Below are 17,756 nucleotides of genomic sequence, written 5' to 3' on the forward strand. Positions count from 1 at the left end.
TCCGTGATCCCCGAGCGTGGCCCTTGCCGCGGGCGAACGTACGTGGTCATGGGCCCCTATGGACAGCCGGTTCTCCACAGGCCCTGTGGACAACCTGCGCACTCACGTGGACGACACGCGCACCGTCGTGGACGCACGGTGGAGCGCGCTGTGGAGAACGAAGTCAATCGATCGGGCGCAGGCTGCTGACCTGCGGAAACATCCTGCACACCCTGTGGACGGAGAATATGTGGCCGCGGCGGTCGTTCACCTGTCCGACATCTGGATGTCGCCTGTTGCTTTGTCGACAACGCGCTCCCAAGGCTCCTCCGGCCCATTCATCCACACCACGATGCACAGGTAGTCCGAAAGGACTATGTACGCCGTGCGGACCCGTCGACTATCGCGGCCCGCCGAGCGGTGGACGGAGCGGTGTTCCTAGGCTGAAACTCGTGAAAGCCGTCGACCGGGAGATCTTGCGGCTCGCCGTGCCCGCCTTCCTCGCCCTGGTCGCGGAGCCGCTGTTCCTGCTCTCCGACGCCGCGATCGTCGGCCACCTAGGCACCCCGCAGCTCGCCGGTCTCGGCATCGCCGCCGTCATCCTCCAGACCGTCGTCGGGCTGTGCGTCTTCCTCGCCTACGGCACCACCGCGAGCGTCGCGCGCCACCTCGGCGCGGGCGACCTCCGCGCGGCCCTCGCCCAAGGCGTCGACGGCATCTGGCTGGCGGTGATCATCGGCGCCATCGCCACGGTCCTCGGCGTCGTCGGCACCCCGGCGCTGGTGGGCGCCTTCGGCACCGGCGCGGAGGTCGCCGGCCACGCCGAGACCTACCTCGCGATCGCCTTCCTCGGCACCACGCCGCTGCTGATCATGCTCGCCGCGACCGGCGTGCTGCGCGGACTGCAGGACACGCGTACGCCCCTGCTCGTCGCGGTCGTCGGCAACGGCGTGAACATCGCGCTCAACCTCCTCCTCGTCTACGGCCTCGACCTCGGGATCGCCGGCTCCGCGATCGGCTCGGTCATCGCCCAGGTCGTCTCGGCGGGCTGGCTGGTCGCCGTCGTCGTCCGCGCCTCCCGCGAGCAGGGCGCCCCGCTGACCCCCGACCTGCCCGGCATCCGCGCCGCCGCCCACGCCGCCGTCGCCCTCGTCATCCGGACCCTCGCGCTGCGCGCCTGCCTGCTCGTCGGGACGTACGCCGTCACCCGCGTCGGCACGGACGGGCGCGACGTCACCATCGCCACCCACCAGGTCGCGATCACCCTCTGGTCGTTCCTCGCCTTCGCCCTCGACGCCATCGCGATCGCCGCGCAGGCCCTCACCGGGCGCTCGCTCGGCAGCGGCGACGTCGAGACCACCCGCCGGCTGACGAAGCGGATGATCCGGTGGGGCTGGGGCAGCGGGCTCGTGGCCGGGCTCGCCCTGGCGGCGGTGTCCCCCTTCGTGGGCGCGCTCTTCACCAGCGACCCGTCGGTCCAGGAGCTGCTGGTGCCGGTGCTCCTCGTGGCCGCGATCGGGCAACCGCTGGCCGGCGTCGTCTTCGTGCTCGACGGCGTGCTGATCGGCGCCGGCGACGGTGCCTACCTGGCGTGGGCCGGCCTGGTCGTGCTGGCGGCGTACACACCGGCCGCGCTCTGGGCGGCCACCCTCCCGCACGGGCTGGTCATGGTGTGGGTGGCGATGACGTTCGTCTTCATGGGCGCGCGCGGCGTGCTGCTCACCTGGCGGGCGCGCGGCGACGCGTGGATGGTGACCGGGGCCCGGGTCACTCGCTGAGGCCTAGTGTGGCGATCGTGACCGGCGTACGCACCTGGCTCGTGGCAGCCACCCTCGGCCTCGCCCTCACCGGGTGCGCGGACGACCCGGCAGCGAACCCGTCCGTCGAGACCGCCGAGGAGAGCCCCGTGCCGCAGCCGACGCCCAGCGAGCCCGTCCCCGGCGCGGACTCACCCGCCGTGATCGCTTCGATCGACGACCTCGCCTCGAGGCTGGGTGTCGAGACCGGGACGGTCGAGGTGGGCGCGGTCCAGGAGGTGACCTGGACCGACGGCAGCAAGGGGTGCGCGAAGAAGGGCGTGCTCTACACCCAGTCGCTCATCGAGGGCCTGCGGATCACGCTGCGGGTCGACGGCACGACGTACGAGTACCACTCCGGTGGCTCCGGCCCGCCGTTCCTCTGCGAGCGCCCCACCCAGTAGTCCACAGATTCCCGTCACCCGTCGACGTAGTCCGCTGCAGAAGACCGCTGGTGGAACGCCCGGGAGCGGCTATTTGCAGCGGACTACCCCGGAGGGTTGGGGAAAGACGACCGGCCCGCCGCCTCCGAAGAGGCAGCGGGCCGCGCGTGGTGGAACGTGGTGCGGGTGTCGTCGCGCCGATCAGGCGGGGACGACGTTGAGGGCCACCGTGGCGGACACCTCGTCGTGCAGCTTGACCGACACCGTGTGCGAGCCGAGCGTCTTGATCGGGTTCGCCACGACGATCGTGCGGCGGTCGACCTTCTCGCCCGAGACCTCGGCGATCGCGTCGGCGATCTCCGAGGTGGTGACGGCGCCGAACAGGCGACCGCCCTCGCCGGCACGGACCTTGACCATGACCGGGTTGGCCTCGAGCTTGGTCTTGATCTCCTTGGCGTGGTCCTCGTCGCGCGCCGCACGAGCGGTGCGGGCGGTCTTGATGGACTCGATGGTCTTCTCGCCGCCGCGGCTCCACTTGATGCCGAGGCCACGGGGAACGAGGTAGTTGCGGCCGTAGCCGTCCTTGACCTCGACCACGTCGCCGGGGGCGCCGAGGCCGTCGACCTCCTGGGTCAGGATGAGCTTCATGTCTCGTGCTCCTCTCAGCGACCGGTGGACGTGTAGGGCAGCAGAGCCAGCTCGCGCGCGTTCTTGACGGCGATGGCCACGTCACGCTGGTGCTGGACGCAGTTGCCGGTCACGCGACGGGCGCGGATCTTGCCACGGTCGGAGATGAACTTGCGGAGGAGGGTGGTGTCCTTGTAGTCGACACCGGTCGCCTTCTCCTTGCAGAACTGGCAAACCTTCTTCTTGGGCTTGCGCAGAATTGCCTTGGCCATTGTGGTGCTCCCTTTCAGTGAGCCCGGCCCTGAGGCAATCAGGGACGGAATGGAGGTGTGTCTTGCTTCAGTGATCCCGGACCAGGATCAGAAGGGCGGCTCTTCGTTGCCGCCGTTGACCCCGGGCGTCGCCCACGGGTCGTTGGGCGGAGCGGACTGGCCGCCACCCTGGCCACCCGCGGCGCCCTGGGACTGACCGCCCCAGCTGCCGCCCTGGGCGGCGCCGCCACCCTGCGAGGGAGCCGGGCTGGCCCACGGGTCGTCGGCCGTCGCGGACTGACCGCCACCACCGCCGCCCGAGTAACCGGCGCCGCCACCCGAGTAGCCGCCACCGCCGCCGGACCGGGTCGTCTTGGTGACCTTGGCCGATGCGGAGCGCAGCGACGGGCCGACCTCCTCGACGTCGATCTCGAAGACGGTGCGCTTCTCACCCTCGCGGGTCTCGTACTGACGCGACTTGAGGCGACCCTGGACGATCACGCGCATGCCCCGCTGGAGGGACTCGGCGACGTTCTCCGCGGCCTGCCGCCACACGGCGCACGAGAGGAACAGCGTGTCGCCGTCCTTCCACTCGTTCGTCTGGCGGTCGAAGGTGCGCGGCGTCGACGCGATCCGGAAGTTGGCCACGGGTGCCCCAGAAGGGGTGAACCGCAGCTCCGGGTCGTCGACGAGGTTGCCGATGACGGTGATCGTGGTCTCGCCTGCCATGCCAGGTCTCCTCAGGATGTGGTGCTGCTGCGCTGACTGATCCGGGGGGTGCTCCCGGTGATGCCCATCAAACAGGCACTCACCGACAGCCGGAAGGGTCTATCCACAGACGCTCAGTGAGCGTCGGGACGCATGACCTTCGTGCGGAGGATCGACTCGTTCAGCGTGAGCTGGCGGTCGAACTCCTTCACCGTGGCGGGCTCGGCCGTCAGCTGGACGACGGCGTAGATGCCCTCGGCGTTCTTCTTGATCTCGTACGCCATCCGGCGACGACCCCACACGTCGACGGACTCGACCGAGCCGCCGTCCTTGCGGATCACGTTGAGGTACTTGTCGAGCGACGGCTCGATGGTGCGCTCGTCGAGACTCGGGTCGAGGATGACCATCACTTCATAGGCACGCATAGCGGTCTCCACCTCCTCTGGGCTAGAGCGGCCACGGGCTTTCCGTGGCAGGAGGACTCTGCGTTCACGGCGTGCGACGTGGGTCGCGGTGCCGTGCTGGTGCACATGTCGCCCGGAGGCAACCGGGGAAGGCTACCAGCGCCGGGGACCCCCGCCTGAATCGTCGTACGACGCCTGTGGACGACCGCCGCGCGACGACGTCGGACCGGGCTAGCGTCGCCTGCGTGCCGGCAGTGACGACCCGACACCCCGCCATGGTCGCGGGGCGCTACGTCCTGCTCGACCAGGTCGGGTCCGGCGGCATGGGATCGGTCTGGCGTGCGTGGGACGAGCGGACCCGGCGCCACGTCGCGCTCAAGGTGCTCGGTCAGCACAGCTCGGCCCTGCTCGCCCGCTTCGTCCGCGAGCAGGCGGTGCGGGTGCGCCACCCCCACGTCGTCGCGCCGCACGGCTGGGCGGCCGAGGACGACCTGGTGGTGCTGGCCATGGAGCTGGTGTCGGGCGGCTCGGTCGCCGACCTCCTGCGCGAGCACGGCCCGCTCGACCCCGGCACCGCCGGGCTCCTGTGCGAACAGCTCCTCCTCGGCCTGTCCGCGGTGCACGGCGCCGGGCTGGTGCACCGCGACGTCAAGCCCGCCAACCTGCTGCTCGAGGCGACCGGCGACGGGCCGCCGCACCTGCGCCTCGGCGACTTCGGCGTCGCCGCCCCCGTTGCGGACCGCCGCTTCACCACCGTCCCGGGCGCCATCGGCACCGACGGCTACATGGCCCCCGAGCAGGCGCGGGGAGCACCACCCGACCCGTCGCAGGACCTCTACGCCGTGGGCCGCGTGGTGCTCGAGATGGTCACCGGGCTGCCGCCCGCGTGCCAGCGGGCCCCCGTCGATGAGGCACTGCCGTCCCATCCGCTCCGACCGCTTGTCGAGCGGCTGCTGGTCAGCGACCCCGAGCAGCGCCTCGCGACTGCCGACGCGGCGCTGCGGCTGCTGCGCCGGCTGCCGCTGCCGGCCGCCGCCGGCCCGCCGGTGCCCGACCGGCTCGGGCCGCCGCCGCGCGGACGGCGTACGACCGGGGCGGGGGAGGTCGACTGGCCGGCGTGGGCGGCGGTGGCCGCACTCGTCGCCGTCGTCGCCGGCTGTCTGTGCGTCCTCCTAGGGTGGGCGACATGAGCACTCTCGCCATCGGAGCCCACGTCGAACAGACCGACCCGGTCGCCGAGGCCGTCGCGCGCAGCACGACGCTGGTGCAGTTCTTCCTCGGCGACCCGCAGGGCTACAAGGGCCCGGAGGTCCGCTTCGAGGGCGGACCGGCCGCCCTGCGCGCGGCTGCGGCGGAGGCGGGGGTCGACCTCTACGTCCACGCCCCCTACATCGTCAACGTCGCGACCACGAACAACCGGATCCGGATCCCGAGCCGCAAGCTGCTCCAGCAGCACATGGACGCTGCCGCCGAGATCGGTGCGCTCGGGCTGATCGTGCACGGCGGCCACGTCAACAAGGACGACGACCCGAGCGTCGGCTTCGACAACTGGCGCAAGGCGATCGAGGCCACCGACCTCAAGATCCCGCTGCTGATCGAGAACACTGCGGGCGGCGACAACGCGATGGCGCGGCACCTCGACCGGATTGCCGGCGTCTGGGACGCGATCTCCTCGGCCGAGGGGGCCGACAACGTCGGCTTCTGCCTCGACACCTGCCACGCCTGGGCCGGCGGCATCGAGCTCGGCGACGCAGTCGAGAAGGTCCGCGGCATCACCGGCCGCATCGACCTGGTCCACGCCAACGACTCGCGCGACAACTTCGACTCCGGTGCGGACCGGCACGCCAACTTCGGCAACGGCCACCTCCCCGCCGACGAGTTCGCCGCGGTCGTGCGCGAGGCCGGCGCACCGGTCATCTGCGAGACGCCGGGTGGCGCAGCTGAGCACGTCGCCGACTTCGCGTGGCTGCGCGAGCGGCTCTGAGGGTCAGGTCCCGACCGGCCAGGCGGTGACGACCACGTTGCTGCGGTAGGCCGTGCCGTCCCAGTCCTCGCAGGTGATGAGGACGAGCCGACCGGGACCGGACCGAGCGAAGACGGTCGCGCTCTCCCGCGCCAGCTCGGCACGGCTGAGCACCTCGACCGTCGCGACGGCGTACGCCACCGTGGTGCCGCCCGACAGCACCAGCACGCGGTCGCCGGTCGCGAGCTCCTCGAGGTCGTCGAACGCCCCGCCGCCCGTGTGGACGGTGTGCCCGGTGATCACGGCCGCGCCGGTGGCGTCACCCGGGCGGGAACCGCCGGACCACCAGCCCACGTCGAGCGGGTCGGAGGGCGGGTTGAGCGCCCCGTCCTGCGTGGCGATCGGGGTCACGTCGGCGCGGACGTCGAGGGACGGTACGACGACGGTGTCGGGCCGCACCCCTGCCACGCGTGGCATGGTCCCGCGCGTGGGCGAGGTCGGGGCAGGTGCGGGCACCGGCACCGACGCCACGGGGGCGACGTCCGGGACGGTCGGCTGACCGCCGTCCCCGACCGTGGTGCTGACGAACAGGCCGCCGACGACCAGCAGGGGCGCTGCTGCCATGAGCAGCACCCCCGACAGTCGGTGACGTCCTCGATCAGCCACGCGCGCGGATCCACCCGGTGCGCGCGCTCACCGCACCCAGCAGCACGAGGAGCATGGCCAGGAGCGACTCGGTGCCCGAGACGGGGGCGTCGGCCGAAGCGCCGGCGTTCACCGCGGTCGGCAGCGCCTGCGGCGAGCGCGGCTTCACCTGAGGCTGGGCCTGGGCCTGCGGCTGGACCTGCGCCTGCGGCTGGGCCTGCGCCTGCGGCTGGTTCGACGTGCCGGTGGGCGCGGTCGCCTGCTCACCGAGCACGTCGGGCGTGGGCGTCGGGGTCGGCGTCTCCGGGATTGGAGTCGTGGCCGTCGGCGTCTCGGGGGTCGGCGTCGTGGTGGTCGGCGTCTCCTCGGTCGGCGTCGTGGTCGTGGGCGTCTCCGGGGTCGGGGTGGTGGGCGTGGTGGTGACCCCGACCGAGTAGGAGTAGTGGCTGACGTCCTTGCCGGTCGGGTGCCCGAAGGTGATCGTCGTGACGGGCGGGTCGAGGGTCACGTAGACGGGCCCGCCGTCGGCCTGCTGGGCCGAGCCGGCCTTGACGCAGTACCCGGTGATGACCTTGCCGGCGGCGATGTCCGCGTCGGAGAGGGTGATGGTGACCGTCTCCGGGTCACCGGAGGTGTCGATCTTGCCCGACGTCAGTGGCCCGCAGACCTGGTCGCTGTCGGCGTACGCAGGGCCTGCCACCACACCGACGGCGCCGACGCACAGGAAGGCCGCGGCGAGGAGTCGTGGTGCGCGGGCGGTCGGGCGGTGGTGCGGAGTGCGGATGGAGCTGTTCATCTGGGTCCTCCCCAAAGGACGTGGCGGCGCGGTGGCGCCGTACTGAGGTGGTCGCCGGCGCGGTGGCACCGACGAGGTGGTGCTGACCATGGATGCGGTCATCGGGTCCCGGACCCCCACGGCCCGGTGCCCCTGCACCACTGGCCCAACGGCCATGACCCGGACGGGCTATGCCGAACCACCCCTTTGATTGATCTCTTGACTACTTCTTGAGATGGCGGGGAGGTGGCCTACGAAAAAAGGTTCCTGCGCGACGCAACCGTTCCCTGACGACGTGCGTCTCTAGTCACAAGGGACCAGACACGCACGGGGGTCGTGTCTGGTCCCTTGTAACGTCTGTCGGGTGACGACCCCTCTCTCGCTGCGCCCGATCACCGCGCCGCAGCACCGTGACTTCATCGCCGGTCGGTCGTCCGCGAGCTTCCTCCAGACGCCCGCCTGGGCGAGCGTGAAGTCGGAGTGGAAGGCCGAGTCGATCGGCTGGTTCCGTGGCGCCGAGCTGGTCGGTGCCGGACTCGTCCTCTACCGCCAGCTGCCCAGGGTCAAGCGCTACCTCGCCTACCTCCCCGAGGGTCCGGTCATCGACTGGGGCGGCGACGACCTCGAGGCGTGGCTCGCCCCGATGGTCGCCCACCTCAAGGGCCAGGGCGCCTTCGCGGTCCGGATGGGTCCCCCGGTCGTCACCCGTCGCTGGTCGGCCGAGCAGGTCAAGACGGGCGTGGCCGACGAGTCCGTACGCCGTCTCGGCGACGTGCCTCCCCTCGAGCGGTCGCAGGAGGGGGCCTGCGTCGTCGCGCAGCTCCACGAGCTCGGCTGGCAGCAGCAGTCGGCCGAGGGCGGCTTCTCCGCCGGGCAGCCGCAGTTCAACTTCCAGATCCCGCTGGTCGACGAGAGCGGCACCCCGCGCAGCGAGGACGACGTCCTCAAGGGGATGAACCAGCTCTGGCGCCGCAACATCAAGAAGGCCGACAAGTCAGGCGTCGAGGTCACCCTCGGCGAGCGCGCGGACCTCAAGGCCTTCCACGACCTCTACGTCCACACCGCCGAGCGCGACCACTTCACCCCGCGCCCGCTGGCCTACTTCCAGACGATGTTCGACGCGCTCGTCGCCGAGGACCCCGACCGGATGCAGGTCTGGCTGGCCCGTCACGAGGGGGACCTCGTGGCGGCGACGATCGCGATCCGCGTCGGCACCCACGCGTGGTACTCCTACGGCGCCTCGTCGACCGAGAAGCGCGACGTGCGCGGGTCCAACGCCGTGCAGTGGGCGATGATCCGCCACGCCCTCGACGCCGGCGCGCACGTCTACGACCTCCGCGGCATCACCGAGACCCTCGACGCCGACGACCCGCACGTCGGGCTGATCCAGTTCAAGGTCGGCACCGGCGGCCAGGCAGTGGAGTACGCCGGCGAGTGGGACCTGCCGGTGAACCGCGCCATCTACAAGGCGTTCCAGCTCTACCTGGCCAGGCGGGGCTGACATGAGCCTCACCCTCACCGTCGACGGCGAGCGCTGGCGCGCGCACCTGCGCAGCGTCGTCGCCCAGAACCCCGGCATCGTCCCGGTGACCAAGGGCAACGGCTACGGCTTCGGCCTCGCCCGGCTCGCCCGGCGCGCGCAGTGGCTGGCGGACCACGCCGACGAGACCGGCGCCCCGCTCGACACGATCGCGGTGGGCACCTACGACGAGATCGAGCAGATGGCGTCGCGCTACAGCGGCGACCTGCTCGTGCTCACTCCGTGGCGGCCCTTCCGCGCGGCGCTCGACCGCGACGCCCGGACGGCTTCGCGCGTGGTGCACACCGTCAGTCGGCCCGAGGACCTGGCCGGGCTCCGTGCGCACGACCCGGACGCCCGCTTCGTGCTCGAGCAGCTCACCTCGATGCGCCGCCACGGCATGACCCGCCGCGAGCTGGCCGCTGCAGCGGATGCACTGGGAGGGGAGCGCAGCGGGCTGCGCGGTGTTGCGATGCACCTTCCGCTCAACACCACCTCCCACCTCGGCGAGGTGACCCGGTTGATCAACGACATCGTCGCCTCCGGCCTGCCGACCCGCACGGTCTTCGTCTCCCACCTGACCCACGCCGAGATGACGTCCTTGGCGAGCAGCTATCCCGACTTCACCGTGCGCCCGCGCATCGGCACCGACCTCTGGCTCGGCGACCGCGGTGCTCTCCGGGTCGGGGCCACCGTCCTCGACGTGCACGCGGTCGATCGCGGTGACACGTTCGGCTACCGCGGGCGCAGCGTGCCCAAGGACGGCCACATCGTCGTCGTCAGCGGCGGCACCGCGCACGGCATCGGCCTCGAGGCGCCGACCGGTGACCAGTCGCTCAGGGCGCGCGCCGCGACCCTCGCCCGTGGCGGCCTGGACGCGGTCGGCTTCGTCCGCTCGCCGTTCTCCATCGACGGCAAGCAGCGGCTCTTCGCCGAGCCGCCGCACATGCAGGCCTCGATGCTGTTCGTGCCCTCAGGCGCGCGGGTGCCGCGCGTCGGCGAGGACATCGAGGTCCGGGTCCGCTTCACCGCGACCGACTTCGACCGCGTCGTCGTCAGCTGAGTCGTCCGGCCAGTCCTCCGGCCGGTCGTCCGGCACGTCGCGCAGCACCGCGACCGCGATCCACACCAGACCCGCGACCCGCAGCACGATCGCCAGCCAGTAGGCCCGCACGTCGTCGGCGATCGTCGGCACGAGCCCGCCGCCGAGGTACCACCCGGTGATCACCCAGCTCACCAGGTGCAGGCCCTGCCACACGAGCAGGTCGCGCCAGCGGCGTACGGCGATCGCGGCCAGCGGCAGCACGACGAGGGCCAGCTCCGGAGGGGCCGACGGCGCCACGACCAGCGCGGCGCACACCATCACGAGCCCCGAGCGGACGCTCGTCAGCGGCGTGGGTCGCCCCGCTCGACGCACCATCCACGCCACGGCGGCAGCCGCTGCGGCCAGCACCGCGAGCTGCACGACCGCGCGGGTCGTGGTCGACGCGTCGATCCCGCCCTGGTCGAGCAACTGCCAGACCGAGCCGGTGTCCACGCCGTCGGACCGTGCGCGGCCGGGCAGCGTGATGACGACGTACGCCGCCGCTGCCGCCAGGAGGGCGTCGATCCGGTCGCGCGTGCGGCCGCCGACCGCGATGACCCCGACGAAGGCGACCGCGACCGGCAGTGCGAAGGCCGCACCGATGCCGGCACCGACGCCGGCCAGCCAGGGCCGTCCGCTCGTCCAGCCCAGGACGAGGACCGCGACGCCCACCGCGGCGACGAGCTCCCACGAGAGCCAGTGGGCGACGAGCACCGGGCCGACCGCCCACCCGGCGGCGGCCCACGGTCGGCGGGCGTCCACCCGCACGAGCACTGCGGTGGCCAGCAGGGCGAGCACGGCCAGCACGACCGCCAGCGCGGCGGTGGTCGCCACGGTGCCCGTGCCGGGGAGCAGGCCGACGAGGCGCTCGAGCCAGGTGGTGACGTGCGGCGGCGCTCCGGAGGTCGCCGAGGTCCCGGCGAGCTCGGTCCAGCAGAGCTGACGGAACGGCTGCTCGTCCTTGCTCCAGCCCGAGGGGACGCAGGCGGTCTTGCCGACCATGCCTGCGGCCAGCGCGACGGCGGTCGCGCCGAGGAGGACCCGCGCAGGGGTCCACCAACGATGGCCCGCCGCGTGATCACCGAGCGGTCCGCCGACCACCTCGGACAGCGCCGCGACGACCGGGTCCGTCCGGCTGGGTGCCTCCCCCGAGTGCGCCCGCACGCTCAGGGCCGGAAGTCCGGGGCCACCGCCCGTGGCTGGGCCCGGGGCGCCGGCGTGGTCGGTGTCTCCGTGGGCGACGGCGACGGCGGCGGCGTGGTCGGGGCCGGGGTCGTCGGCACGGGAGTCGTCGGCACCGGGGTGGTGGGGACCGGGGTGGTCGGGACCGGAGTCGTCGGGGTCTCCGTCGGCACCGGCGTCTCCGTCGGCACCGGGGTCTCGGTCGGGGTCTCGGTGGGGGTCTCCGTGGGGACCCCGCCGGTCTCGGTCGGCGACTGGGTCGGCCTGGGCGTCGACGTCGGGGACGCCGGCGGGGTGTACTCGTCGCTGCCGTCGGGGGCATCGCCGTCGACGTAGACCGGCTCCGGGAACTCCTCGACCTCCATGCCCTCCATTACGAGCTGCATGATCGAGGTCCACGTCTTGGCGGGGTAGTTGCCGCCGAAGTAGCCCGACCGGCCGTCGCTGCTGGTCGGCAGCCAGAGGTCCGCGCCGTCGGGGCGCAGCACGTCGAGGCCCTCGCGCCCCTTACCGCGGACGAACATCACAGCGGTGGAGACCTGGGGGGTCGTGCCGACGAACCACGACGACGAGACGTCACCGTCGTCGTTGGTGGCCGTGCCGGTCTTGCCGGCGACCGGACGTGCGAGCGCGAGCGCCTCGGTGCCCGAGCCCGACTCGACGACCTGCTGGAGGGCGTACGTCACGTCGGCGGCGATGTCGGGGTCGACGGTCTCCTTGCTGCGGGTCTTCGCCTCGTAGAGGGTCTCGCCGTTCTTGTCGACGACCTGCTTCACGACGTGCACCTCGTTGCGCACGCCGCCGTTGGCGAGCGTGGCGTAGGCGTTGGCCATGTTGATCGGGCTGACCTGGGCGGTGCCGAGGGTGACGCCCGCGTTCTCCTGGAAGTCGATGGACTTGCGGGGGATGCCCCACCGCTCGGTCTCGTTGCCCGGGATGCCGAGGTCCTCGGCGGCCTGGATGACCTTCTGCGGGCCGTTCTCCATCGAGTCGACCATGTCGACGAACGCGGTGTTCACCGAGTTCTCGGTGGCGGTGATCATCGAGACGGCCGATCCGTAGTCGGTGTCGCCCTGGTTCCCGAACTCCGTGCCGCCGATGTCGATGGGGCTGTTGCCCTCGAAGGTGTCGTTGAGCGAGAAGCCGTCACGGATGGCGGCGACGTCGGTCGCGGCCTTCATCGTCGAGCCGGCCATGCCGCCGGCGACCGCCCAGTTGATCTGCGACTGGAGGTAGTCCTGACCGCCGTAGAAGCCGAGCAGCTCGCCGGTCGCGGTGTCCACGGTCGCGGCACCGATGTGCAGGTCCTTGTTGCCGGGCGCACCCGGCATGCCCGCGTCGGGTCGCTGCTCCTCGACGGCCTCCTCGACGTCGGCCATCACCTGCGGGTCGAACGTCGTGGTGATCCGCAGGCCGCCGCCGTCGATCTCCTCCTCGGAGGCGATGCCGCGGGCGAGCAGCTCGGACTTCACCAGGGCGAGCATGTGGCCCTTCTGGCCACCGAACTGGCTCTGCGCCGCGACCTTGGGGAACTTTGGCAGCCGCTTGACCGCCGTGTCGCGCTCCTCGGTGGTGATGCTGCCCATCTCGGCCATGCCGTCGAGGACGTACTCGTAGCGGACCTTGAGGTCGTCCCTCGCCTCCTTGCCGTTGGCCGGGTCGAACTGCGTCGGGTTGTTGAGCACCGTCGCCAGCACGGCGGACTCACGGAGGCTGAGGTCCTTGGCGTCGTGGTCGAAGAACGCCTTCGACGCGGCCTGGATGCCGTAGGCCCCGCGACCGAAGTAGATCGTGTTGAGGTAGCCCTCGAGGACTTCCTCCTTGTCGAGCTGCTGCTGGATCTTGAGCGAGACGACCGCTTCCTTGATCTTGCGCTGGTAGCTCTGCTCGCTCGTCAGGTAGAGGATCTTGACGTACTGCTGGGTGATCGTCGACGCACCCTGGCGCGAGTTGCCGCTGGCGTTGGAGAACAACGCGCGCAGGATGCCCTTGGGGTCGATGCCCTTGTCGGTCCAGAAGGTGCGGTTCTCCGCGGCGACCACGGCGTCCTGCATCGTCTGGGGCATCTCGCCGAGCGGGATCGACTCGCGGTTCTGGTCCTCGTAGTAGGTGCCGAGCTGCTGCTTGCCGTCGCCGTAGTAGACGAAGGTCGTCTGCGCCTGGAAGGCGGAGTTGGGCGTCGGGATGCTGATCGCCTGGTAGAGCACGACGGCGACACCGGCCACGAGGAGCGCGCCGACGACGGCGAGGACTCCGAGGACCTTGGCGACCTTGGCCGCGCGCTGGCCCTTCGTACGCCGCTGCTGGGGCCGTCGGGTCTGGGCCTTGCCGTCGGCCCTGCGCTTCTTAGCGGTCACCCGGCAAGGGTACGAGAAGGCAGGCAGCATCCCGATTCGTCACTTGCGGATATATCGGTACGATAGGTCACATGGCACGCCGTGCGGACACCATCGAGCTCGCAGTCCTCGGACTGCTGCACGAGGGACCCATGCACGGCTACGAGCTGCGCAAGCGCCTCAACCTGATGCTCGGCTGGGGCCGCGTGCTGTCCTACGGCTCGCTCTACCCGGCGCTGAAGAAGATGCTGCGCGCCAACCTAATCACCGAGGTCGCCGGTCCCGCCACCACCGCGACCCGTCGTCCGCGCATCACCTACGAGGTGACGCCGGCCGGCACCGAGCACTTCCAGCGACTCATGTCGGAGGTCGGCCCCACGGCGTGGGAGGACGACAACTTCGACATCCGGTTCGCGTTCTTCTCCTCCACCGACATGGAGATCCGGCTCCGCGTCCTCGAGGGACGCCGCTCGCGGCTGCAGGAGCGGCTCGCCCGCGTGCAGGGCGAGCTCGAGCGCACCCAGGCCGAGGTCAACCGCTACGCCGCCGAGCTCCAGCGCCACGGCGTGGAGTCCGTCGAGCGCGAGGTGCGGTGGCTCTCGGACCTGATCAAGGCCGAGCGCGGCGGTGACGCACACCCCGCGCCCGCCCCCACCCCGCATGACTGACCAGCTCCACCAGCCAGACCTGCCACACCAGCAAGCACGACCAGTCAGTACGACCGTTGAAGATGAGAAGGAGACCCCCATGGGTTCGGTACGAGTAGGGATCGTCGGAGTCGGCAACTGCGCCACCTCCTTGATCCAGGGCGTGGAGTACTACAAGGACGCGGACCCCTCGGGCACCGTCCCCGGGCTCATGCACGTGAAGTTCGGCGACTACCACGTCAAGGACGTCGAGTTCGTCGTCGCCTTCGACGTCGACGACAAGAAGGTCGGCAAGGACCTCTCCGAGGCCATCAACGCCTCCGAGAACAACACCATCAAGATCGCCGACGTCCCGACCCTCGGTGTCGAGGTCAAGCGCGGCCCGACGATGGACGGCCTCGGCAAGTACTACCGCCAGACCATCGAGGAGTCCGCGGCCGACCCGGTCGACGTCACGCAGGCGCTCAAGGACGCCGAGGTCGACGTCCTCGTGTGCTACCTCCCGGTGGGCTCGGAGCAGGCTGCCAAGTTCTACGCGCAGTGCGCGATCGACGCCGGCGTGGGCTTCGTCAACGCCCTCCCCGTGTTCATCGCCTCGGACCCCGAGTGGGCCAAGAAGTTCGAGGACGCCGGTGTCCCGATCGTCGGCGACGACATCAAGAGCCAGGTCGGCGCCACCATCACCCACCGCGTGATGGCGAAGCTGTTCGAGGACCGCGGCGTCGCGCTGGACCGCACCTACCAGCTCAACGTCGGCGGCAACATGGACTTCAAGAACATGCTCGAGCGCGAGCGCCTGGAGTCCAAGAAGGTCTCCAAGACCCAGGCCGTGACGTCCAACCTCACCGGCGAGCTGGCCGACAAGATCGACAGCCGCAACGTCCACATCGGCCCGTCGGACTACGTCGCGTGGCTCGACGACCGCAAGTGGGCCTACGTCCGCCTCGAGGGTCGCGCGTTCGGTGACGTCCCCCTCAACCTGGAGTACAAGCTCGAGGTCTGGGACTCCCCCAACTCGGCCGGCATCATCATCGACGCCGTCCGCGCCGCGAAGATCGCCAAGGACCGCGGCATCGGCGGCCCGATCATCTCCGCCTCGACCTACCTGATGAAGTCCCCGCCGGTGCAGATGCCGGACGACCTCGGGCGCGCCGAGCTCGAGAAGTTCATCGCGGGCGAGTGATCGCCGGGCGTCCCCGGCCGCCGCTGTAACGCCGGGTCAGTGCTTGTACCCACCCCCGTGCTCGGGGGTGGGTACAGCGCTTGACAGGGCGTTACAGTCCCGGTGGCTGCCCAGCCACGATCGGGAGGTCCCCATGAACATCGCCGTACTCGGGACCGGCATGGTCGGCCAGGCGCTCGCCGGTCGGCTCAGCGGACTCGGCCACACCGTCGCCGTCGGCACCCGCGACCCCGAGGCCACCCGGGCGCGGACCGAGCCCGACGGCATGGGCAACCCGGCATTCGCGACGTGGCACGCCGACCACGCCGAAGTGCGGCTCACCACCTTCACCGATGCCGCCGCCGGCGCCGACCTCGTCGTGCTGGCGGGCAACGGCTTCGCGGCCCTCGACATGCTCGGTGCCGCGGGCGCCGAGCACCTCGCCGGCAAGCCCGTTCTCGACATCTCCAACCCGCTGGACTTCTCGGCCGGCTTCCCGCCGAGCCTGTTCGTCAAGGACACCGACTCGCTGGCGGAGCGGATCCAGGCGGCGTTCCCCGAGGCCCGGGTCGTGAAGTCGCTCAACACGCTGACCGCGCCGCTCATGGTCGACCCCGGCCTGCTCGGCGAGGCGACCACCGTCTTCGTGTCGGGCGACGACGCGGATGCCAAGTCCCTCGTGACCGAGCTCCTCACGGCGTTCGGTCACCAGGACGTGATCGACCTCGGCGGGATCGAGACCGCCCGCGGGACCGAGATGCTGCTGCCGCTGTGGCTGCGGACGATGGGCGCCCTCGGGACCGGCTTGTTCAACATCAAGGTCGTGCGCTGACCCCGGCCCCACGCCCGTGCAGGTCCTTGGCCGTCGGGCTGGTCGGCACGGTCGCCGGGTCCGGGTACGTACGGAGCAGCCGGTCGCTCGTGCCGGAGGTCGTGACCGAGAACCAGTAGTGCTCGCTCTTGTAGTGGTGCAGCCGGTGGTTGCGCCAGACCGCCTTGTAGGCGCGGGTCCGTGGCTTGTAGTCGGAGTGGATGACGTAGTGGGTCCACTCGTAGACCAGCAGCACCACGGCCAGGGTCATCACGAAGGTCAGCGCCACCGACAGCTCTGCCCCGACCAGCGCGCCGACGCCGAGCGGGAGGGCGAGGCCGGGCAGGGCGACCACCCAGAGCAGGGCGCGCCACGGGATGAACACGAGGGGTACGTCGCGGGGGTCGGCGTGGTGGCGCCGGTGGTCGCGCGCCAGGAGGGTGTCGACCTCGACACCGGCGACGCGGCGCGGGCGCCAGTGGAGGATGAACACGTGGATCAACCACTCCACGACGGGGAACAGGACGAGGAACACCACCGGCGCGAGCAGGTCGGCCCGGGACCAGCCACCGACCACCACCCGTGCGGTGAGGGTCGCGACCAGGTAGCCGCTGATGATCCACGGCGACGGGTAGCGCCAGAAGGCCCGGCCGGTCGCGGCCAGGGTGACGGCGGGCGTGCGTGCCAACCGCCTCTCGGCCACCGCGAGCCGTTGGTGCGCGCGCTGCTCGACCGGGTCGCTCATCGCTCCAGCTCCTGCACCCGGTCGATCGCGTCGAGGAGGCTGGCCGTCGCCGAGCCGAGCAGGTCTCCCGCCAGCTCGCGCGCCAGGTCGGCATCTGCCGCCACGACGGCATCGGCCAGGGCGGCGTACGCCTCGACCCGGTCGACCTCGGCGGCCATGAGTGGTGCCAGCGCCTCGACCAGCGGGAGGTAGGCCGCCCGCATCGAGTTGAACATCAGCCGGAAGGTGATGGAGTCGGCCGCCTCGACCAGGTGCTCCCAGAAGGCGAGCGCCACGTGCTGACGGCGTACGTCGTCGTCGTCGACGCCGAGCTCCGTCACCGCCCGCCCGAGGTGGGCGGCCGCCGCCGGTCCGCCGCGCTGCGCCGCGAGCTCGGCGATCCTGGGGCCGACGTGCGCCCGCGCCTCGAGGATGCTGCGGGCGACGGACAGGTCGAGCCCCCCGCGGGTCAGCAGCAGCCGCGGCAGCAGGTCGAGCCCGCCGAGGCGTCGGAAGTCGCGGACCGTGGTCGAGCCGCCCTGGCGCACGTCGACGAAGCCGGAGCTGGCGAGCCGCTGCAGCGCCTCGCGCACCGCGGGACGCGAGACCCCCAGCACCTCGGCCAGGCGCCGCTCGCTCGGGAGCGGTTCGCCGGCGGCGAGGTCGCCCCCGAGCATCTCGCCGAGGAGCTGGTCGTAGACCTCGTCGGGGACGGAGCGGCGGGAGACGGGTGCGAGTGCCATCCGTCGACCATACGACT

At 71.4% G+C, this 17,756-nt stretch carries 19 protein-coding genes; 9 read left to right on the top strand and 10 right to left on the bottom strand.

Features of this window, described 5'->3' with window-relative positions:
- The first annotated feature begins 431 nt into the window (after nucleotides 1-431).
- Nucleotides 432-1,757 carry an MATE family efflux transporter gene (locus tag EUA06_RS20080; protein ID WP_242498271.1) on the top strand — a complete coding sequence of 442 codons (1,326 nt, stop codon included), beginning with the start codon at nucleotides 432-434 and terminating at the stop codon, nucleotides 1,755-1,757.
- Between the two features lie 17 nt (nucleotides 1,758-1,774).
- Complete coding sequence (locus tag EUA06_RS20085) at nucleotides 1,775-2,179, top strand: hypothetical protein (protein WP_129479116.1); 405 nt, start codon at nucleotides 1,775-1,777, stop codon at nucleotides 2,177-2,179.
- Between the two features lie 180 nt (nucleotides 2,180-2,359).
- On the opposite strand, the gene rplI is transcribed toward EUA06_RS20085, so the two are convergent.
- From rplI to rpsF, 4 genes are all read right to left on the bottom strand, one after another.
- Nucleotides 2,360-2,806: a 50S ribosomal protein L9 gene (rplI, locus tag EUA06_RS20090; RefSeq protein ID WP_129479117.1), complete on the bottom strand. Its 447-nt coding sequence runs from the start codon at nucleotides 2,804-2,806 to the stop codon at nucleotides 2,360-2,362.
- Nucleotides 2,807-2,820: 14 nt separating this feature from the next.
- On the bottom strand, nucleotides 2,821-3,057 hold the full coding sequence (rpsR, locus tag EUA06_RS20095; RefSeq protein ID WP_056603689.1) for a 30S ribosomal protein S18: 237 nt from the start codon (nucleotides 3,055-3,057) through the stop codon (nucleotides 2,821-2,823).
- An 87-nt stretch (nucleotides 3,058-3,144) separates the two neighbouring features.
- A complete protein-coding gene (locus EUA06_RS20100) occupies nucleotides 3,145-3,765 on the bottom strand; it encodes a single-stranded DNA-binding protein (protein WP_129479118.1) in 621 nt (206 codons plus the stop codon).
- 113 nt (nucleotides 3,766-3,878) lie between these two features.
- A complete protein-coding gene (rpsF, locus tag EUA06_RS20105; RefSeq protein WP_129479120.1) occupies nucleotides 3,879-4,169 on the bottom strand; it encodes a 30S ribosomal protein S6 in 291 nt (96 codons plus the stop codon).
- 224 nt (nucleotides 4,170-4,393) lie between these two features.
- Here rpsF and EUA06_RS20110 point away from each other — a divergent pair, with 224 nt between their 5' ends.
- Nucleotides 4,394-5,338 carry a serine/threonine-protein kinase gene (locus tag EUA06_RS20110; RefSeq protein ID WP_129479122.1) on the top strand — a complete coding sequence of 315 codons (945 nt, stop codon included), beginning with the start codon at nucleotides 4,394-4,396 and terminating at the stop codon, nucleotides 5,336-5,338.
- Complete coding sequence (locus EUA06_RS20115; protein ID WP_129479124.1) at nucleotides 5,335-6,132, top strand: deoxyribonuclease IV; 798 nt, start codon at nucleotides 5,335-5,337, stop codon at nucleotides 6,130-6,132. Before EUA06_RS20110 ends, EUA06_RS20115 begins: the two co-directional genes overlap by 4 nt.
- A gap of 3 nt (nucleotides 6,133-6,135) precedes the next feature.
- Here EUA06_RS20115 and EUA06_RS20120 read toward each other — a convergent pair whose 3' ends face one another.
- Nucleotides 6,136-6,735: a class F sortase gene (locus EUA06_RS20120; protein ID WP_242498272.1), complete on the bottom strand. Its 600-nt coding sequence runs from the start codon at nucleotides 6,733-6,735 to the stop codon at nucleotides 6,136-6,138.
- A 34-nt stretch (nucleotides 6,736-6,769) separates the two neighbouring features.
- Complete coding sequence (locus tag EUA06_RS22575) at nucleotides 6,770-7,552, bottom strand: hypothetical protein (protein ID WP_165354470.1); 783 nt, start codon at nucleotides 7,550-7,552, stop codon at nucleotides 6,770-6,772.
- A 343-nt stretch (nucleotides 7,553-7,895) separates the two neighbouring features.
- Here EUA06_RS22575 and EUA06_RS20130 point away from each other — a divergent pair, with 343 nt between their 5' ends.
- Both EUA06_RS20130 and EUA06_RS20135 read left to right on the top strand, forming a co-directional pair.
- Nucleotides 7,896-9,032 (top strand): lipid II:glycine glycyltransferase FemX, encoded by a 1,137-nt coding sequence (locus EUA06_RS20130; protein ID WP_242498273.1) that lies wholly within the window; start codon nucleotides 7,896-7,898, stop codon nucleotides 9,030-9,032.
- A gap of 1 nt (nucleotide 9,033) precedes the next feature.
- Entirely contained in the window at nucleotides 9,034-10,113 is a 1,080-nt protein-coding gene (locus EUA06_RS20135) for an alanine racemase (RefSeq protein ID WP_129479126.1), read from the top strand.
- On the opposite strand, the gene EUA06_RS20140 is transcribed toward EUA06_RS20135, so the two are convergent.
- Together EUA06_RS20140 and EUA06_RS20145 are read right to left on the bottom strand one after the other, a co-directional pair.
- Nucleotides 10,024-11,298, bottom strand: a complete 1,275-nt coding sequence (locus tag EUA06_RS20140; protein WP_129479128.1) for a hypothetical protein — start codon at nucleotides 11,296-11,298, stop codon at nucleotides 10,024-10,026. The genes EUA06_RS20135 and EUA06_RS20140 overlap by 90 nt on opposite strands.
- 2 nt (nucleotides 11,299-11,300) lie before the next feature.
- Nucleotides 11,301-13,673 (bottom strand): transglycosylase domain-containing protein, encoded by a 2,373-nt coding sequence (locus EUA06_RS20145; protein ID WP_242498274.1) that lies wholly within the window; start codon nucleotides 13,671-13,673, stop codon nucleotides 11,301-11,303.
- A gap of 71 nt (nucleotides 13,674-13,744) precedes the next feature.
- Here EUA06_RS20145 and EUA06_RS20150 point away from each other — a divergent pair, with 71 nt between their 5' ends.
- The 3 genes from EUA06_RS20150 to EUA06_RS20160 all read left to right on the top strand — a co-directional run bounded on the left by EUA06_RS20150 (nucleotide 13,745) and on the right by EUA06_RS20160 (nucleotide 16,293).
- Nucleotides 13,745-14,320, top strand: a complete 576-nt coding sequence (locus EUA06_RS20150; protein ID WP_129479132.1) for a PadR family transcriptional regulator — start codon at nucleotides 13,745-13,747, stop codon at nucleotides 14,318-14,320.
- Nucleotides 14,321-14,399: 79 nt separating this feature from the next.
- Complete coding sequence (locus EUA06_RS20155) at nucleotides 14,400-15,482, top strand: inositol-3-phosphate synthase (protein ID WP_129479133.1); 1,083 nt, start codon at nucleotides 14,400-14,402, stop codon at nucleotides 15,480-15,482.
- A 133-nt stretch (nucleotides 15,483-15,615) separates the two neighbouring features.
- A complete protein-coding gene (locus tag EUA06_RS20160) occupies nucleotides 15,616-16,293 on the top strand; it encodes an NADPH-dependent F420 reductase (protein ID WP_129479135.1) in 678 nt (225 codons plus the stop codon).
- On the opposite strand, the gene EUA06_RS20165 is transcribed toward EUA06_RS20160, so the two are convergent.
- Nucleotides 16,277-17,017 carry a sterol desaturase family protein gene (locus EUA06_RS20165; protein ID WP_129479136.1) on the bottom strand — a complete coding sequence of 247 codons (741 nt, stop codon included), beginning with the start codon at nucleotides 17,015-17,017 and terminating at the stop codon, nucleotides 16,277-16,279. The two genes, EUA06_RS20160 and EUA06_RS20165, sit on opposite strands and share 17 nt — an antisense overlap.
- Nucleotides 17,014-17,739 carry a FadR/GntR family transcriptional regulator gene (locus EUA06_RS20170; RefSeq protein ID WP_129479138.1) on the bottom strand — a complete coding sequence of 242 codons (726 nt, stop codon included), beginning with the start codon at nucleotides 17,737-17,739 and terminating at the stop codon, nucleotides 17,014-17,016. The genes EUA06_RS20165 and EUA06_RS20170 overlap by 4 nt, the downstream gene beginning before the upstream one ends.
- Between the last annotated feature and the right edge of the window lie 17 nt (nucleotides 17,740-17,756).

This window comes from Nocardioides glacieisoli (assembly GCF_004137245.1).
In the GTDB taxonomy this organism is placed as follows: Bacteria; Actinomycetota; Actinomycetes; order Propionibacteriales; family Nocardioidaceae; genus Nocardioides; species Nocardioides glacieisoli.

What these genes read in the sequence shown, in the direction of transcription:
- rplI (WP_129479117.1), bottom strand. Translation starts at nt 2,806, where the DNA reads ATGAAGCTCATCCTGACCCAGGAGGTCGACGGCCTCGGCGCCCCCGGC.
- rpsR (WP_056603689.1), bottom strand. Translation starts at nt 3,057, where the DNA reads ATGGCCAAGGCAATTCTGCGCAAGCCCAAGAAGAAGGTTTGCCAGTTC.
- EUA06_RS20100 (WP_129479118.1), bottom strand. Translation starts at nt 3,765, where the DNA reads ATGGCAGGCGAGACCACGATCACCGTCATCGGCAACCTCGTCGACGAC.
- rpsF (WP_129479120.1), bottom strand. Translation starts at nt 4,169, where the DNA reads ATGCGTGCCTATGAAGTGATGGTCATCCTCGACCCGAGTCTCGACGAG.
- EUA06_RS20115 (WP_129479124.1), top strand. Translation starts at nt 5,335, where the DNA reads ATGAGCACTCTCGCCATCGGAGCCCACGTCGAACAGACCGACCCGGTC.
- EUA06_RS20120 (WP_242498272.1), bottom strand. Translation starts at nt 6,735, where the DNA reads ATGGCAGCAGCGCCCCTGCTGGTCGTCGGCGGCCTGTTCGTCAGCACC.
- EUA06_RS22575 (WP_165354470.1), bottom strand. Translation starts at nt 7,552, where the DNA reads ATGAACAGCTCCATCCGCACTCCGCACCACCGCCCGACCGCCCGCGCA.
- EUA06_RS20135 (WP_129479126.1), top strand. Translation starts at nt 9,034, where the DNA reads ATGAGCCTCACCCTCACCGTCGACGGCGAGCGCTGGCGCGCGCACCTG.
- EUA06_RS20150 (WP_129479132.1), top strand. Translation starts at nt 13,745, where the DNA reads ATGGCACGCCGTGCGGACACCATCGAGCTCGCAGTCCTCGGACTGCTG.
- EUA06_RS20155 (WP_129479133.1), top strand. Translation starts at nt 14,400, where the DNA reads ATGGGTTCGGTACGAGTAGGGATCGTCGGAGTCGGCAACTGCGCCACC.
- EUA06_RS20160 (WP_129479135.1), top strand. Translation starts at nt 15,616, where the DNA reads ATGAACATCGCCGTACTCGGGACCGGCATGGTCGGCCAGGCGCTCGCC.
- EUA06_RS20165 (WP_129479136.1), bottom strand. Translation starts at nt 17,017, where the DNA reads ATGAGCGACCCGGTCGAGCAGCGCGCGCACCAACGGCTCGCGGTGGCC.
- EUA06_RS20170 (WP_129479138.1), bottom strand. Translation starts at nt 17,739, where the DNA reads ATGGCACTCGCACCCGTCTCCCGCCGCTCCGTCCCCGACGAGGTCTAC.